17 protein-coding genes are annotated in these 16,530 nt (G+C 57.2%); 9 read left to right on the plus strand and 8 right to left on the minus strand.

The annotated features are described in order from the left end of the window. Positions 1–52: 52 nt before the first annotated feature. The 4 genes from NMB96_RS00070 to NMB96_RS00085 form a co-directional block, all read right to left on the minus strand. Entirely contained in the window at positions 53–1,108 is a 1,056-nt protein-coding gene (locus NMB96_RS00070) for a hypothetical protein (protein WP_080949664.1), read from the minus strand. 43 nt (positions 1,109–1,151) lie between these two features. Then, positions 1,152–1,631 carry a JAB domain-containing protein gene (locus NMB96_RS00075; protein WP_046932572.1) on the minus strand — a complete coding sequence of 160 codons (480 nt, stop codon included), beginning with the start codon at positions 1,629–1,631 and terminating at the stop codon, positions 1,152–1,154. 401 nt (positions 1,632–2,032) lie between these two features. Beyond that, positions 2,033–2,257, minus strand: a complete 225-nt coding sequence (locus NMB96_RS00080; protein ID WP_046932574.1) for a hypothetical protein — start codon at positions 2,255–2,257, stop codon at positions 2,033–2,035. A gap of 235 nt (positions 2,258–2,492) precedes the next feature. Further along, positions 2,493–3,431: an SH3 domain-containing protein gene (locus tag NMB96_RS00085; RefSeq protein WP_152666600.1), complete on the minus strand. Its 939-nt coding sequence runs from the start codon at positions 3,429–3,431 to the stop codon at positions 2,493–2,495. 439 nt (positions 3,432–3,870) lie between these two features. Between NMB96_RS00085 and NMB96_RS00090 the strand changes: the two genes are divergently transcribed. The 4 genes from NMB96_RS00090 (at position 3,871) to NMB96_RS00105 (ending at position 9,281) form a co-directional block, all read left to right on the plus strand. After that, a complete protein-coding gene (locus NMB96_RS00090) occupies positions 3,871–4,758 on the plus strand; it encodes a hypothetical protein (RefSeq protein WP_046932577.1) in 888 nt (295 codons plus the stop codon). A gap of 380 nt (positions 4,759–5,138) precedes the next feature. Next, a complete protein-coding gene (locus NMB96_RS00095) occupies positions 5,139–6,113 on the plus strand; it encodes a HEPN domain-containing protein (RefSeq protein WP_046933740.1) in 975 nt (324 codons plus the stop codon). A gap of 756 nt (positions 6,114–6,869) precedes the next feature. Further along, the gene (locus NMB96_RS00100) at positions 6,870–8,261 is read left to right on the plus strand and encodes a site-specific integrase (RefSeq protein WP_255085862.1); all 1,392 of its coding nucleotides are present in this window, start codon (positions 6,870–6,872) and stop codon (positions 8,259–8,261) included. A 180-nt stretch (positions 8,262–8,441) separates the two neighbouring features. Further along, positions 8,442–9,281, plus strand: a complete 840-nt coding sequence (locus tag NMB96_RS00105; protein ID WP_255085863.1) for a site-specific integrase — start codon at positions 8,442–8,444, stop codon at positions 9,279–9,281. A 146-nt stretch (positions 9,282–9,427) separates the two neighbouring features. Here the strand turns inward: NMB96_RS00105 and NMB96_RS00110 are convergent, their stop codons facing one another. The 3 genes from NMB96_RS00110 to NMB96_RS00120 are packed head-to-tail and all read right to left on the minus strand — an operon-like array spanning position 9,428 to position 12,024. Then, positions 9,428–10,453, minus strand: coding sequence for a S1 family peptidase (locus NMB96_RS00110; protein ID WP_181901167.1), 1,026 nt, complete (start codon positions 10,451–10,453; stop codon positions 9,428–9,430). 24 nt (positions 10,454–10,477) lie between these two features. Then, a complete protein-coding gene (locus NMB96_RS00115; protein WP_147295424.1) occupies positions 10,478–11,668 on the minus strand; it encodes a hypothetical protein in 1,191 nt (396 codons plus the stop codon). A 26-nt stretch (positions 11,669–11,694) separates the two neighbouring features. Then, positions 11,695–12,024 carry a helix-turn-helix domain-containing protein gene (locus NMB96_RS00120; RefSeq protein WP_181901166.1) on the minus strand — a complete coding sequence of 110 codons (330 nt, stop codon included), beginning with the start codon at positions 12,022–12,024 and terminating at the stop codon, positions 11,695–11,697. 104 nt (positions 12,025–12,128) lie between these two features. On the opposite strand from NMB96_RS00120, the gene NMB96_RS00125 reads away from it, so the two are divergent. From NMB96_RS00125 to NMB96_RS00135, 3 genes are read left to right on the plus strand one after another with little or no spacing between them, the layout of a single operon-like run. Then, positions 12,129–12,881 (plus strand): hypothetical protein, encoded by a 753-nt coding sequence (locus NMB96_RS00125; RefSeq protein ID WP_255085864.1) that lies wholly within the window; start codon positions 12,129–12,131, stop codon positions 12,879–12,881. A gap of 54 nt (positions 12,882–12,935) precedes the next feature. After that, positions 12,936–13,250 (plus strand): hypothetical protein, encoded by a 315-nt coding sequence (locus NMB96_RS00130; RefSeq protein ID WP_255085865.1) that lies wholly within the window; start codon positions 12,936–12,938, stop codon positions 13,248–13,250. Then, complete coding sequence (locus NMB96_RS00135; RefSeq protein ID WP_255085867.1) at positions 13,247–13,627, plus strand: hypothetical protein; 381 nt, start codon at positions 13,247–13,249, stop codon at positions 13,625–13,627. The genes NMB96_RS00130 and NMB96_RS00135 overlap by 4 nt, the downstream gene beginning before the upstream one ends. Positions 13,628–13,695: 68 nt before the next feature. On the opposite strand, the gene NMB96_RS00140 is transcribed toward NMB96_RS00135, so the two are convergent. Beyond that, positions 13,696–14,961 (minus strand): two-component system sensor histidine kinase NtrB, encoded by a 1,266-nt coding sequence (locus NMB96_RS00140; protein WP_349775728.1) that lies wholly within the window; start codon positions 14,959–14,961, stop codon positions 13,696–13,698. An 84-nt stretch (positions 14,962–15,045) separates the two neighbouring features. On the opposite strand from NMB96_RS00140, the gene NMB96_RS00145 reads away from it, so the two are divergent. Then, positions 15,046–15,414: a response regulator gene (locus tag NMB96_RS00145; RefSeq protein WP_104589025.1), complete on the plus strand. Its 369-nt coding sequence runs from the start codon at positions 15,046–15,048 to the stop codon at positions 15,412–15,414. 333 nt (positions 15,415–15,747) lie between these two features. Next, positions 15,748–16,275 carry a CPBP family intramembrane glutamic endopeptidase gene (locus NMB96_RS00150; protein ID WP_425520934.1) on the plus strand — a complete coding sequence of 176 codons (528 nt, stop codon included), beginning with the start codon at positions 15,748–15,750 and terminating at the stop codon, positions 16,273–16,275. Positions 16,276–16,530 lie beyond the last annotated feature (255 nt).

Raw genomic sequence — 16,530 nt, forward strand, 5'->3', positions numbered from 1 at the left:
CCCAACACGTGGCCATCAATGCCCCACCCAAAGCTTGCGCTTTACATAAATCTTAACGGCGTCTGACACGCTCTCTCCAAGCACGATCGACTAATTCTGGATTGATGGCTGCCTTCAGAACCCGAAGTGCGTTATCCGAGTAACGAGGATGCTTTTGGGAGCCGAACTCAAAAACCATAACATTCGCTGGATCCTCATCCACACGTAGTAGATCTCGCACCGCCTTGGCCTTGCTGTTAGTCAAACCAAGCTTATCCGCAAGAGCACTAGGGCTTAAGTGATACTTCCTTTGAAGATCCACCTCGCGGATAGCGGCTGCCCCCTCAGGATCGTCACCAGACACATAACGAATTCCAGGAGCATCTGGGGCCTTGGTGATTCGAACACGAATAGTGGGACCCTCACCTGCAACATCGGTTGCCAATGTCATCAGGCGCGGAAATACCTGTTCCACCGGCGTCCCGCCCTTGATTGCCTCTTCGATTCGATCCAAGTCTCGTCTTGACACCGAAACCTCTTCGCTCACGTGTGCTTCCATCGCCAATAAGGCAGTGATTCGCCCTCTCGCCTCATCACGAGCACGGCGGCCCGGGGCTAACAGCTCTCTAATTTGAGCGTACTCCCGATTAACCAACATGATGAAATCGGGAATGGGCTGCGTCGAAAGCGGAAGAACTCGCAAAGGAAGGTGATCAGCAAGAGAGTCATCGAAGTGAAGAGAAAGAATTTCATCCAACGTTGTAATAAGTGCTCGCGAATTGATATAAAGCGCGTCCTCAGGAACAACGATCATCCAGTGTTGAGCTTGATCTCTCATAGCATCAATAACCCGAATAGACCCTGCTTGAGCTACGGTTAGCCAACCTTTTGACAGCCCGATTTTCAAAGATCTCTCAAGCCCGATAGATGTCCCCTTTTCTTTGTCAAATACATCCTCTTCTTTTTGAACTAAAAGCGCTTTCGTAAGCATCTCGCTAGCATGTTGCAGTAGCAGCAAGATTACCTCGGGGCGACCAACATCATCGTGACTATTAAAGGCTTCAAGTCCTCGGCGCAATGAGGCCAAAGACTTGGATTTCAGTGTTCTAGCTTCCCGCTTAAGCTTCATCGCCTTCTCCTTTGAAGTTAAAGGGTAGCAAAGAGGGGGCGGGCTATGCCCACCCCCTTGCGGCCAGGCTGGTGTGCTGCCGGCCACCGATGACCAGGTGGTCGAGGACTCGGATGTCCAGCAGACCCAAGGCCTGCTCCAGGCGCTTCGTGACTTTGCGGTCGGCTTCGCTGGGCTCCGGATTCCCGCTCGGATGGTTGTGGAAGAGGATGACGGCGACGGCGTTGAGGTCCAGGGCACGCTTTGCTACGACTCGCGGGTGGACATCGCACCCGTCGATGGTGCCGCTGAAGAGGTGCTCGGTGGCCAAGATGTGGTGCTTGGTGTCGAGGAAGATGCATCCGAAGACCTCACGCGGCAGGTGGGCGCAGCGGGCGACCAGGTAGCTGCCGGCTTGCTCCGGGCTGTGGATGCGGCCTTGGCGTTGAAGGCGCTGCTCCAGGATGGTCGCGGCGGCGAGTAAAATACCCTCCTCGTCCATCTGGAGTTGGTATTGAGCCTTCAGGTCTTGGGTGCGCTTCATCGGTTCTTCTCCACCAGCGCGTTGTGCGCCTCGTGGGAACCGGCAGGCGAAGCGTTCGGCTCGACCGCACCCGGGAGCGAGCACCGTTAGGCGCACAGCGGAGGGCCGCAACAGAGCGCCAGCGCCGAGAAGGAGGCCTGTCCTTGCGGTCGGGACAGCGAAGCCAAGATTCCCTTCAAGAGGCCCAGCGCATTGTGGAGAAAACACCATGCATGCCAACAAGGCTTACGGGCCAAACGGCGTGCGGATTGACGAGGCGACTGACGTTGTCAGCAGGCTATGGCTGGGTTTTGCAGCCATTGATGAAGCCACTACGTAGCTTTGCTTGCTTGCCTTACGCACGCATCACTGCGCACGAGAAGCACGCAACCATCGGGATGGCCTTGGCAACACTCATGAACTCAGACTTGGTTTTCGGTGTTTTCCAGTCCGTGCCAGGACAAGATTTCCTCGGCCTGACGGCCGACGAACTGTGCGTCTTCGCTCGTCGCTGCCTTGCTCTCGATGGCGGCGGCCATGACTGTAAAAGCTCGCCAAAAGTGGCGGCGATCAGGACTCGACGCCCGCAATGTCGGAACGGCTGCATCCAGGCGTTCGAGGTGGATGCGCAACTCGGCTCTGTCCATAACCCCAAGTATCGGCAATGCTGTCGCATCGCCTGAGACACACGGTCAGCCCCTCTTCAAGTCGCCAGTTGACATGCCAGGTGGCGCTCTGCTTCAACCAGCTTTCTAACGTCTTGGGAGGGCTTTCGCCATTCCGTTTTGTTCCGTGGTTCATATACAGGACTAAGCCGGAGGTATGCTGAGCCAACGGGCAAACTCAGATGCGCGGCCCCTAACAGGGACTGAGAGATTAAGGTTAAACAGGTAGGTGACGTAGGTGCTTATTGAGCATCCATCCAATGAAGAACCTTCCTTCCTCATCGACTGACTGCACGCGTCGCCACTTCCCTGCCGCCTCCAGAACTTGGACTTCATCTCCCTTCACTAAATGACCAGTTACGGGTCCTGACCAATGGTCGCGAATCGGCGCGCGTCCGACGGCCACTTCATAACTCTGTTCGAGCTGCTGTAGCGCGAGCGACGCGCGCATGACTTTGAGCAATTCAACTGAGCTTTGATGGTGCTCCAAACCTTGAGCCATCTCGGCCTGATGCTGTTGGCGAATAAGTGACACCAATTCCGCGTGATCCTCGTCGTTGCCCTGCTCTGTGTAAAGGAAGCAGGCGAACGGAAGCAATAAGGCATAGGCATTCCAGCGTTCGGAAGGAGTAACCCCAAGCCTCTGCAAGCACTTGAGGAAAGAAAGAAGCCACGACACGATCCAAGCACTGTCACCCTCTGCTGCAACGGCAACATCACTGGCCACAGCATCAGGTTGCTCAAGACCTTCGGCTTCCTCAACTTCCTCAAGGAAGCGACGGATGCCCTCCTGAACTCGCTCGCTAGGCAGCTCTTGGAGCCAGGTCTGGAACGTAGGCGACTGCGCCACTTGATGGACCATGCTCAACCGGTCTTGAATCTCTTGCGCGACCAAAAGTACAGGACTTTTGGCTACATTCACTCTTCGCTGAAGTTCAATGGCCACATCGCCCACCATCGACAGCCGGCTCTGCCAGACCTGCGCGTTGCGGGCCAATTGTTGGATGCCGACGGACAAGACCTCGAACACGGGGGCCCATACCTCGGTGGCTTCCTGAAGCGCGGCTGCGCCAACCTGGGCAACACGGGCCAGCTCATAAGCCGGCCCCGTGGCCGCGAGGGCATCCACCGAGCGCAACCGGGAAGCGTGTTCCAAGGCTGTAGTAGCTTCCCAATGTCGTGTTACTGATCGTCGGGCCGAGTGATCCGCAGCGTGAGCTGCCTCAACGAGGGACTCGCTCCCCAGCCACAGGCGCAGTCTCTGCCGATTCGAGCTCTTCTGCAGCGCAGCGACCAATCGATCTACAGCTGGCCGGTCTTGGCAACTTGACATTGCCTCCGGTTCAACCAACGTCTTTTTGTCCTCGCCATCAGGTTCATTTTCAACGTTCGTAGTCACAGTGCCGTTCTTTAAAGGTAAGTCCACATACTATTAAACTAACGGTGCTAAGCGTGCTTGACGATGAAGTTGCCTATCGGCGTGCGCCCATCGACGACGGGGAACTTAAGCGGTTTGAAGGGGTGCTATCCCAATTGTGGCGCCGGGAAGGCGGGCTCAACGCCCCCGAAGGCGTGACTGTCATTCAGGAGAGGTGATGCGCGATCGGATAGAGCTTTGGAAGCGCGTCTACGACACCGACGACAATGCCATATCCAAAGCGTTGTCGAAGCTTGCGTGGGACTTGACCGCGTTCACTTGCGTGGTGGAAATAGTACGACAGGCGCCCGATGGCGAGGATGGGAAGCAGCTCAATGGGATGGTGCTGGAGATGCTCGTCTCGGGCTTCTGGAGCAGCACCATGCAAGGCGTTCGGCGACTGGCCGAGCGGGATACCATCCACGGTCAACGTGGGGTGTGCTCCATTGGTGGCCTGCTACTGGACGCGAAAGCGGTCCGGCAGCGCATCACCCGTCGGGTATTCGTCGAGGACATCGCCAGCCTCGGCTACAACTATGCGGCCATTGAAGAGCAGTATCGGCAGTTTCTGCGCGCCCAAGCACCAGGCCAAGCTCACTGGGTTCCTCGGGACTATCACTACGAACCCTCGGCCCAACGGCACGCCGTTTTCGACTGGCTGAGCGGGACCACGCCCGGCACGTCCACCCCCGATGATTTGATTCGAGAAGAGGTGTTTGACACGCTGGAGCGCCGCCTAGCGCGCCTGGACGGCGTAGTGGAACACGTCAACGTGGAAATCGCTCACGCGGCCACCGAGTTCAGCCGCACCGGTCGAGCGCTCCAGCAGTGGAACCTGGACGACGCCAAAGGTGCCATCAAGGAGTTGGCCCAGATCGCGCAGCTGGTGGGCGAGTGGTTTTGCTTCAGCGGCATCGGCAGCGTTCTTCCCCACCCCCAGTTTGACCAGTTCGCACACTTGGACCAGCCCCTATTCAATGGGGACAGGCAGCAACTCCAAACAACGTGGGACGCTCTGGAGCAAGAAATCCGGCAATGGCACGACGTGGACCCGCGGGCGCTTTAGTATGCTGGGCCTCATAGACGGCAACAACTTCTACGTCAGCTGCGAGCGAGTGTCCGAACCCGCGGGCTATGTCCGCCCGGGCGATTTGTTCGCCCAAGTGGACCACGCTCCAAAGCCTTGATGGACATCATGGACCGCGCGAACACCCAGTTCGGTCGCGGCTCAATGGCCATTGCGTCGTCCGCCAAGCGGGTGCGCGGGGGCGAGCAACGCAGGTAGGTGTGGGCCATGAACCAGACAGCGTTGTCACCGGCTTACACTACAAGGTGAGATCAGCTTGTCCGGGTGCGTTAGTGCCGGATACGATCGAGTCACTGGTCCAATGCAGGCCCTGCGGGTCCGTCTAAACTCCCCTTCAAGAACAGCCACAAAGAGTTTGTATGACAAAATCTAGGAAGGATGAGCTCAACGAATGGCAGTGGCCACACCGCCCGACGAATGAGGTCGAGTTCGACGCCATGATGACGTCACTCGACAGTCGACTCTCGGCGAAGGGCATCGAACCGCACCGTCGCGGGATGATGGCTTCCCTGCAGGTGTCCTGGACGTTGAAGTTGGATGGAACTCCGATCCTTGGCGGACCGACGGACAGGGGTCCGCCTTTCTCCCCCCGTGATCTTCTTGCTCGTGTTCACGCATGGTATTCCGATCACTACGGCGATGCGATGAAGGTCGACTTTTCACCTGGAACCTTTCTTGTGGTTGTCAACGCCAACCTTTGGAGGATTCGCCTTCCGATGATCATGGGTGAAGGAGTGGTCGTGGTTGATCGAGATCTTTCAAAGGTCCAACAGAATACTGTCGGCAGAGGTCCAGCAATCCACAACGCATTGTCTTCGGTAGAAGGTCTGACTCAACCAATGGCAAACAAGTTGACAGACCGAGAACTCGTCTTCTTCCATCGGGCCTTTGTGCACGGATGGCAAGCCATCATGACTTTTGATTCTCTCCGCGGCCATCCGCTCTTCGCCCATGCGAAAGCAGATTTTAGGCACAGCGTCGAAGCCATCTCAAGCGGGCGAGAGTATGGGAAAGCTCGATGGGAGGCCGCCCAGTGCGCGGAAAAGTTACTGAAGGGCTTCCTTGCCCGGGCTGGACAGGCATACCCGACGAACGCCGGGAAGGGTCACGATCACGTCCACCTTGGCAAACTCTTGGATGAAAAACTCGGAATCCACGTAGACGAGCGGATTCTGTCCACCCTCAAGACTTCACCAGCTGTTCGATACGGCGAAGAAGCCAGCTCTCTGAGCCAGGCGATGGATTCGCATAGCGCTCTGTTGGCGCTGCTCAGAATTCTGGGTTCGCATGATTCCGTTCAGAACGATCACGCGGACACAGGGACGGAGAAGTAGCGTTGCAGATCACTTCCTTCAGCAACTGCTGCACCTGACGACAATCTCCTGCGCCTTCGCGTTCCTGGCCGCTTCTAGCTCGTCCCGCGTCATTACGATCACACTTCCCATCTCACCCCCTGTTGTTAGCAAAAACCACCAATAGATCCCCTCGACATAGTAGCCGAAGGCTGAGTGCCGGCAACTATATTATCGCCTTGGAAGCAATGCTCCCGGTCAAGCGTCTCTCTGGCTGGGACATGCCGCGCTAAATCGCCCCAAGAGCAACGGCTCGTTCACCGTGCAGGAGATTTCACACAAGTGGTTTGCCTGCTCCTCGAAACTCACAGCCAAGGCATCGTAATACCAGTGCGATCCGCACGCAGGTAGTCCAGCACCGCGCCCTCGAAGTGGTCCATGTTAGTTAACTCCCGTTTTTGGCTGCTTTATCTACCGAGATAATACTAACATTTGAGCGAGCATTCAGGAATGGTACACCTTAAAAACTAACATAAGGGCTGTTTTAGTTAGCCTATTTGCATTAAACAGTACAATAATGACAGGGCAAACCACTCGAAATTATTCACCGACGCGCCGCTAAACCATTGAATTATATAGGACCGCCGCACTTAAACCAGACATAATAATTTTGGCGCAAGTCCATGCGGCACCGTTGCGGTAGAGTTTGCTTCAGGAAAAGTAAAAAATTGCTCTTTTTGATTGACGAATTTCCGGGCTGTTTTATCACTACTTCCATTGAAACAATGGAAGCAAGCAATGTCCTCTATCGTCCAGCAACAGCTCCGCGATTACATCACCTCCCCGTTTGGGCTCCTACAAATCAAGGATGTCCATGTCGGCAACGTCCGCGCTTCCGAGATCAACATCACTGGCCGTGAAGCCGCTATCCATGCCCTGGAGCTCTTTGACCGCGCGGATGAGCGCTCCCGTAGAGTGCGCCTCAGTAAGAATCGGACGCTCTACCCAGAGCCACTGCCACTCGGATCGCCGGCGCGCTTGCTCTCGGTCGAGATCTCGGACTACCTCGGGCACCGCGAGCGGTGCGGCCTGGCCAAAGAGACCGTCGAAGACACGGCTCGGTCGCTGAAGCTCTTGCGGATTGCCTGCGGTGACGTTCCTGTGTCGCGCATCGACCACGCTCACATCTACAAGCTTTGGGACCTGTTGCGTTGGGCACCACCGCTTCTGCTGTCCGACTTCAAGTATCGGGACTACACGTTCGAGCAGGCGGTTGCCCTCGGCAAAGAACTTGGCGTGACGCCGCCCGCTCCCGCCACGCTGGAGAAGCACCGGCGGTTCCTGGTGTCCTTCTTCGGCAAGCTGGTGAAAGCCAAGGCGATTCCCATGTCGCCGATGGATGCGTTCCCGAAAATCAAGAAAGACCTGGTCGTGGACACGAACAAGCCCGAGCGCTTGTTCGACGAGGAAGAGCTTCAGCGCATCTTTTCACCCAAGACGTTCCCGGCCTGGGCCAAGAAGTATCCGCATCGGTGGTGGCTGCCCATGATCTCGCTCTACACGGGCGCGCGCATCAACGAGCTCGCCCAGTTGAAGGTCACCGACATCGTCGAAGAAGCCAAGGTCTGGTGTATCCGCATCCAAAAAACGGTCGACGCTGATCTCAGGCATAAGGACCGAGACAGGAGCCGTCAAAGCCTAAAAGGCAAAGCGGCAGTTCGCACCCTGCCCATCCCCAAACCATTGCTGGATGCTGGTTTCCTGGATTTCATTGAGGACATCAAGGCTACTGGCCATCCCAGACTCTTTCCGCATCTGTCTGCGGGCGTGAACCGGGAGACTGGAGAGACCAATGCGCGCTACAGCCAAGGCGCGGTGAACCAGTTCAGCAGCTACATGAAGACCTTGGGCTTCGGAAAGGGGATCGGCGCTCACGCCTTCCGCCACACGCTTGCCACCGAGCTTCACCACAAGAACGTGTCCGACCAAGACATCGCCCTTATTACCGGCCATTCGCTGCGGAAGAACGTGCCCGTCTTGCATGACGCGTATTTCCACAAGAAGCCCAAGCTTGCTCGGGCCACGCAAATCAGAATTCTGGCGAAATACAAGCCGCCGGTTGAGCTGCCCAATTATCGCCGAGGACAGTTCGCCGAACAGTTGTCGGATCCCCGCAAGTTCTACCCCTGACCGCACCTTGCTTTGATATCGCGACTTGCGATCTTGCTGCCGCGTCATCGCCGCAGCAAGGTCACTTGTTTCGACCATCCGTTGCTAAGCAACTGAAAACGGATGCCAGCGACCAAGTAGCGGGCTCAAACCTCAACGCCCTTCTCCACCCTTCCTTCTCCACCCTTTCGGAATTCAATCATGAGCATCACCAGCACGCCTACTGCCGAACATCTGCCATCTCTCCTCAATCAACGCCTACCTGGCAAAGTAACCTTTCGAACACCTCACAGCACCGCAAGCACAGCATTTGTTATGAATGCCGAATCTCACCGCCAACGCCCGCAGCGTCTTGCTGAGAGCGACCTAGCGACGATTTTCGCATCTCCAGCCTACGATCAATGGGCAGCCAACGAACCGCTGCTTTTTTGGGCCCCCTTGCTCGGACTCTACATGGGTGTCCGGGCATCGGAGGCGGCTGCGCTGTCTATCGACGACATCATCGAACCCGCCGGGCTGATGTGCATCGTGCTCAAGAATCGAGCTGCGCCGGAATCGGAAAGCGCCACTGCCTCCAAATACCGAACTCGACAGAGGCATAACACAGGGTCAATTCCGGTGCCGAAAGTGTTGCTTGATGCCGGGTTTCCGGACTACGTCGCAGCCATCAAAAACAAGGACGGGCGGGAACTCTTTCCCACCAGCCAGAGGGAGCGAACAGCCGACACAGCCGCATGGCTTAGGAGCAAGTTTGCTCGATACTTGCGCTCTCATGGCATCGAAAAAAGCGGATTCTCCGCGCTACGCCAGACCTTCGGGGAGCGCTTGATGGATGCTGACATCAGCTGGGCTGATAAAAGGGAGTTGGCCCGAGCGTCAGAGCGCCACTTCCCGGCTTTTACGTGGTTCTTTTACCCAAGTTGTCGGATGAAGCGCCTAAAAAAATCGCTGAATAAGATCTCCTGTGGTGGGCTGACCTTGCCACGCTTTATGGGCGACCAGGTGCTTGTGCGCACGCATGGGGCTGCCCGTTACAGGTGACTCCCCCGCCTCTCCGCTACGGCAACGAGAATGTGGAGGTCGGCCACCAGCCTCCTGGCGATGCTCAATTAGCCGGCCGAGATGGACTCTAGGATCAAAATTTGGTTGGACTTTGCTGGCATTCCTATTGCCGTCTTGTCCGAAGTCTAGAGGCCAGTGCCCTGAATCCTCGGAACGCCTTCGGATCCTTTCGCCATCAGGTCCTTGAGGCTTTCCTGGTCAAAAAGTGGAAGATGGGTCGCGGGTCCAAGTAAGGCGCCAAACGCATGGCGCTCTCCTGACAGGCTCTTGCTGACTACTCCGCGAATGACTGCCCCATCGCCTCCGAGAATCGGACTACCACTCATCTTGCCAGGGATCCTCGCGTCGAACTCAAAACACGGGCCGGGCGTAGACACAGAGCGCGTCTGAGCATTGTCCAGATGGACAGCTGTGGTCGTGCCAACCGAGACGTATAGGTCTTGGCTAAACTGGCCCAACACGACTGCACCATCCACATAGCGAACCGGGATATCGTCCATCTCCGCATAGCCAATCGCAAACACCTGTTCCGACACTTCTACAGGCCTGAGTGAAAGGTTCAGGGGCTGATACGCCCCACCTGGATGCGGCAAAAGCCGGCATATAGCCACATCGGTGTCAAAATCCACCCGATCCCGTTCGTGGAAGAGCGGACTTTCCTTCCAGCCTCCCCAGAACCTACTGGACTGAAATGGGGCGAACCGGACAGCGCTTGGACCGTAGCTCGTAGACGGCAAGGGAAAGAGAACTCCCATCTGAATATTACCGTCAAAACGGACTGCTCCATTTTCATTGATAGCACCGCCATAACCAGAATCTTCTGGGTCTAGGAGCACATGGGCTGCCGTCATGACCAAGCCGGATGCACTGATCACGAAAGCAGTTCCAATGACTCGAAGAAAAGAAGCTCCGGCAACAAGGGCAACAACAGGAACAATGCTTTGTTTAAGAAAGCTGTTGGTAGAACCCGTAGACTCAACAAGCTGCCCGAAGCTAAAACTCCTATGAGTCGTCGGAAACTCGAACCGGTTCGCTATCCGAAAATAGTCCTCCCCATATCCCTGCGCAGGCAAGAGCTTTAAAGGACGCAACTGAGCGATCTTCCACTCGCCTACCGAGCTCTTCTCCCAAAGCGTCTTCAGAATCTCCACGCCCGGCTCGACTGACATTGAGCATCACTCTGAGCCAACAGGCATGACAACGTTTCCGCCCATAGAAAAAGTCATTTCAAACACCTTTTCCCCCGTCCCCTGGACCACGCAGGCTGCTCGCTCCAGACTCCCCATTGGCACGTTTTGTTCAAAATATTTAATGAACATCTTCATGACTTCAAAAACAGCTGCGGGCGTTGGTTTGGTTCCAGGCATGTCAACAATAAGATGACTACTTCTTAGAATACCTTCGCCAACTGCCTTATAATCGAAGTTTATTTGATACACAACTTTTGCTCCCGCCTTATTTGCAGATTCCATATGCCTACCCACAAGTTCCTTTGAGAACATCGGGCTTGCTGCCTTTTGAGAAATTTCTTGCGCTACCAAAGCAGAGAAAAGCGCCAAGGCATGGGCTTCTTGCTGCCGCTCTGGCCGCCATGCGCCCTTACGGCGAACATTGTTGTGAAAGTAGATTCCGCGCTGTTCAACCAGATGATCTATCAATCCATCAACACTATCTGGCAACGACAGCAGTTCTGATAGCTTATTGATTCGAGCAACATCAAAGCTCTTAAGATGCTCGAATGCTTGATGCACCATATTCTTGAATTCAACATCTGCCTTGAGAACGCTCTTAAGGGCGACGGTTTTGAAATGCCCGCCACCATATAACGCCTCAATCAATAGAAAATAGTATCTAAATGAGTCTATGTATCGCTTCTCACCCATTGCATGGCGAGCACTTGATACTAAAGTGGCTTCAAAGCGGGGCCCGGAGGTCCCTTCGGCGCAAAAAATAGCTCGACTCAATAAATCGAAGAGAATTGGAAGATTAGGGACGTGCCTTCCCGACTTGAATGACTTAACTTCTATTTTTCCATCTTCTTCCGGCGTCTCCGCCTCGTAGAATGCCTCAACTTCGTCCATCTCGAGTGCAATATCAAAGTAGCAACTGAGGAAAGCCATTGCATCGACGAGCTGCACTCGAATAAATTCAACATTATGATCTTCATTCACCAGACGGAAATTTCCTCCCGGCTCTTGCACTAATTTAGGCGCCAAGTTTACCGGCTGGCCGGAAAAAACAACCTCCAACGCCACGGCGATTCCAGCCTCTTCGCGAACTCGGCATACCCCTGCTTGAAATGGGATCTCCCAATGGTCGGGGATGATGATCCGGCGGGTGAAAGGAATGACGTATCGGGCGCGCATTCGGAATCACTTATGGTTAAGGGGATTCACTTCTTTTCGAGCTTTTTCTTGACCAATGTGACAACTTGAGCTCGTTCGTCACGTGACAATTCGGAAAGCGCCAACACCACCTCTGCGGTCGCTTCATCTTCCGCCACCAAGTAGGCCATAGGCACTCCAAGTGTCTCGGCCAGCTTCCCTAGCCCATCCAGGTCAATGCCACTGGTCTCGTTCTCATAGCGATTGACCCGGCTGCTGGCCAACTTCTTATCAAGCCCCATCAGCACCCCCAAAGCCCGCTGGCTTGGGATGCCTTGCAGTTCCCGAGCCTGTTTCAGGCGGGCAGCAAAGAGAGCTCGGGGGGAAGCCTTCGGCACGTGAACGAATGTTGAAAAGTTGGCCGGACAGCATGACTTGCTCCTCCACTGCATGGCAGACTCTTCATGAAATGTAGCACCCTCCACCAACACACGGGGATTTCATGAAGACCGCGAGGATTGCAGGCGCAGCCCTGCTCGCATTGACTGTGGCCAGCGCCGCTCAGGCCCAGGACGCACAAGAACAGAGGCCTGGCTTCTTCCGTCAGCTGGGCAAAGGCTTGGCAGACACCGGCAAGCAGATGGTGGGTATCAGGCCGCAGATCGCTGGCAAGGCCAGCGGTCAGGGGAATAGCTCGATCTATACGCCCATCAGCGGCGCCGGGAAGCTGCCTAACCTCTTCAAGGGCGACAACCACCAGCAGGCCCAGCTCGGGAAGCTGGAGTGGCCTCGGGTGGCGCTGACCTTCACCGAGTGGGGGGCATCCCTGCCCTGCTGGACGGTGGAGGCCCGCATCTGGACTGGCCCCAACGCGCCGAGCGTCGAGACCTTCCAGGCCTGCGCCAACGCTCCGCTGACCGAGACCGACGACCTGGGCGAGACGGCAGAGCTCAATACCTCTGCTCTCTGGAAAGGCCGGGATGTCCTCAACGGCATCCGTGTGCTGCCCAGCAAGCCCAACACGGGCGCCCAGCGCTCCAACGGCCCCAACCCTCCGGCCCAGCCGTTTGTCGTCAATGTGAGCCGGCCCGGCGTGGCTGACCGCGCCGTCGATGTCGCCCTGCGCGTGGCGTGGGTCTCGGGATTCATCCAGACCGCAGATCTGCATCCCGGACCGTCGGGGATGCTGACGCCCTTCAAAGACACCAGGCTCTGGATTGCTGCCTTCAGGCCCGACGGGAACCGCGACAAGTAGTAGGTCCCGGCTTGGCCCGCCTTCCCCGTCACCATCCCTCAAAAAAGGAACGACATGAAAAACGCATGGATTGGCCTGGTCGCGTTGACCATGGCCTTGGGCCTGACCGCCTGCGGCGGCAAGCCCTCATCTGACAATGCCAAGGAAGCTTTTATCCGACTGCTGAAAGACAGCGGCGCCGGCCAAGTCACCGACGTCCAGAACTTCGAACTCACTGGCTGCGTTGAAGCCGAAGGAGCCGAGGGCTACCGCTGCGACACGCGCGGCCAGGCCGTGCTCAACATCGAGGGCCGGCAGGTGCCCATCCCGGTCAGTAAGAATCTTCGCTATGCGAAGGCCGACGGCACGTGGAGGGCCTACGCCAAATGAAGACCCGACCCGATTCGATGGCAGGAACGTCCGCTGGCACCGTGGGTGGCTTCCTCGAAGACGGCGCCATGCGCGCTGCCCCTAAAAATGTGACCACCCCGCACAACCGATTCTTCTGGTGGTTCTCGCTGAGCCTGCTCTTCCTGGGACCGTTCGGCTTCATCGTCGGGCCGCTCATGGCTCGACGAGGATTGCGAAAGGCAGAGCACCTCTACGCTTTCGAGGCTCACATGGCCCGCCAGCGTGATCGTGGCTTCAGCTGGTGGCAGTGGTGGGTCATGACCCCGCTGACCGTCATGGGCGCCTTTTGGGTCACTTCGGTGCTGAGCGGCCTCCCGATGGTTCTGTTTGTGCTCTATGCGCAACTGACGCGCTAGACAGCAGGACTACTCGAGAATGCGACGGTGGCCTGCTGCGGCGCCCCAGCCGCCGCAATCAGCTTCCATCAAGGACAAGGCACGCCCAAAGTGAAGCAAGCACCATGTCCTAGCCGCGACTCCACATCGACAAAGCCGTTGGCCCGACGCATCGTGCCGTAGACCTGAGAGAGGCCCAGACCCGTCCCTTTCCCGGGTGGCTTGGTGGTGAAGTAGGCTTCAAACAGCCGCCCCAACACCTCTGGCGCAATGCCTTGCCCCGTATCGTGAACCTTCACGAGCACATAGCGGCCAGGCGAATGGGATGCGCCGTCGGGCACACGCCCGATGGAACAACTCTCCGTAGAAATGGTGATGGTGCCTGCATCGCCGCACGCATCCCGGGCGTTCACCACCAGGTTCATGATGGCCCGTTCCAAGCTGTGCAGATCCACCATAGCCAGGGGGAGGTTGGATTCCGCTCGGAAGTCGATCGTGATGCCGAGACCCACGGCTTGGTTCAGCAGCGGCAGCATCCCCTGCACGACCCGGCCGACGTCAACATTCTCTGGCAGATAAGGGTGCTGCCGGGCAAAGCCGAGCAGCCGCTGCGACATGGTCGCCCCTTGCTGCAACGCGCTTTCTGCCATGCCCAAAAGCTTGCGGTTCTTATCGTCGATACCCTGGCTTAGAAGCACCATCTCCACCGCGCCGGAGGCCGCCTGCAGCACGTTGTTGAAATCGTGCACCATGCCGGCCAACAGCTGACCAATCGCGTCCCCTTTCTGGGCCTGCTCTGCGATTGCCTCGGCCATACGCTGGGCGGCCTTTGCAATATTGAGCTCCCCCTCTAGCTGCTGTGCCCGCTGGTTGGCATGGCCCAACTTCTCATCAATGGCATCGGCCAGCTCGGCGTGGGCCAAGGCTAGTTCAGGCTGACTGCTCAAGCTCTCATTGAGCGTGCGCAGCGCCACTTCAGCCTGGCGGCGCTCGGTTACGTCTCGATTGACGGCCAGGACGGCTTCGATTTCCCCGTCGGCATTGGTCAGCGGACTGGTAGAAACCAGCCAGAACCGGCGCTCACCGCTGGGTGTTGTGCAGGCCGCATCGAACTGCCGCCGTTCCCCACGAGAAGCTGCGGAGATTGCCTCTTCGACGGTGTCGCGGACCTCTTCAGACCATAGAGACGACCACTGTTGCCCCAGCACACGCTCCGCATTCTCCACAGCGATCCGCGCGACTCCGTGGGAGTTCACAAAACGCACCTTGCCGTCGAGAGCAATTTCTTTGATGGAGTCCGGAGACAGCTCAACGATCTGTCGGTAGCGGTCTTGAGAGGGAAGCATCTGGATCATTCAGTGGGGGCAGTTCGGCAATCACGCGCATTTTGCACTGTAGGGGCCAGTGTCGATAGCTAGATCCGCGACCAGACGACCCCCATGGCTTCTCTTGCTGAATGCGTCATCCTAATTGTCGATGACGATGAACTTACTCGTGAGCTGGCGGAAATACTGCTGACCGAACACGGCTATTGCGTGGTAACCGCAGGGGATGCAAGCCAGGCACTGGACCGGCTTGCCGATCATCCTGAGATAGGCTTGATCTTCACGGACTTGCAAATGCCGGGTGCCATGGACGGGAAGGAGATGCTCCACCACCTCCGATTGGACGGATGCAACCTTCCTGCCATTCTCACCTCGGGCATTGGCTACATTCCTGGCGACTTGCCCAGTCGAACAAAATTTCTAAGCAAGCCCTACAAACGCGCTCATTTGGTCAACCGCATCCAGGAATCGCTGGCGGCCTGATTGGACCCTGGACGCGATTATCCGTCGCATCTGTCTTGCAACAAGGGCTGGACCATGGCAAGACGGGCGCTGAGCGCCTTGCGACTCAGTGGCCCCCTCCGTCAGCGCGAGATGGCCCATCGTTCCGCAGTGGAGGTTCCACGGCATAGCGCCATTCTCTGTCAGAAACGTCCTACGCCTTGGTAAAAAGTGGCGGTGGCCGAGTCACGAGCGTCCACAAGATTTGGATTTCTCGCCAGCACTTTTTGACTAGCCGGTAATAGAGCTTCGGCGCTTACCGATAGGTCTTGGCGAGTGGGAGCACGTCAAGAGCATCCACCGTGCCCCTGCCTTATTGCGTTGGTTTGGCTAGAAACCCACGATTGGCGGGCGTGCGGCCTGACATGGCGAGGACTAGGCCCCACGCTCGGGTGGACAGCGCTGCTGGTGCTCTTCGTCACCGCGATCATCACACCGTTTTTCCAGCCGCTGATCGACTACCTCACTGGCACCAAGACGGATTACAGCGCCCATTGCGCGCTTCGCAGTAACGCACCAGCAGCCATGCAGCTGATTGGGTATGCATGGATCAGCGCCGCCATCGGGGAGGAGCTGGTGTTCCGAGCGTTTCTGATGCACCAGCTTGAAGCGTTGTTCGACCGCGTTGGCCTAGGCCGCATCGGAGCGGCTGTCGCGGGCAGAGTTGTGTTCGGCGCCATGCACGCGAGTCAAGGCGTTTCGGGAGTTCTACTGACGGGCCTTGTTGGGGCAGTTTTTGGCTATGCATACCTGCGCTCAAACCGAAACTTGTGGGCGCTCATCTTGGCGCACGGGTTGGTGGATACATGGGGCGTCACAACGCTCTACCTTGGGTGGTATTGAACGCTCCACACTCGCTCTGAAGGGCTAGTTGCCCGCTAGGGGCCTATGCCCACCTCGCAAGAAACGGCGGCATCGCCAGGGCAATCGGCGTTGGGGGCGTCGAGACCTATTCGTGTCGGTGCTCTAGCCTGCGGCACCGCAGACCCACCGACGTCCAGAACTTCGAACTCACCGGATGCGTGGAAGCAGAAGGCGCCGACGGCTACCGCTGCGACACCCGTGGCCAAGCCGTGCTCAGCATTAAGGGCCGCCAAG

Origin of the sequence: Xanthomonas hortorum (genome assembly GCF_024339125.1) — a bacterium.
GTDB classification, from domain to species: domain Bacteria; phylum Pseudomonadota; class Gammaproteobacteria; order Xanthomonadales; family Xanthomonadaceae; genus Xanthomonas; species Xanthomonas hortorum.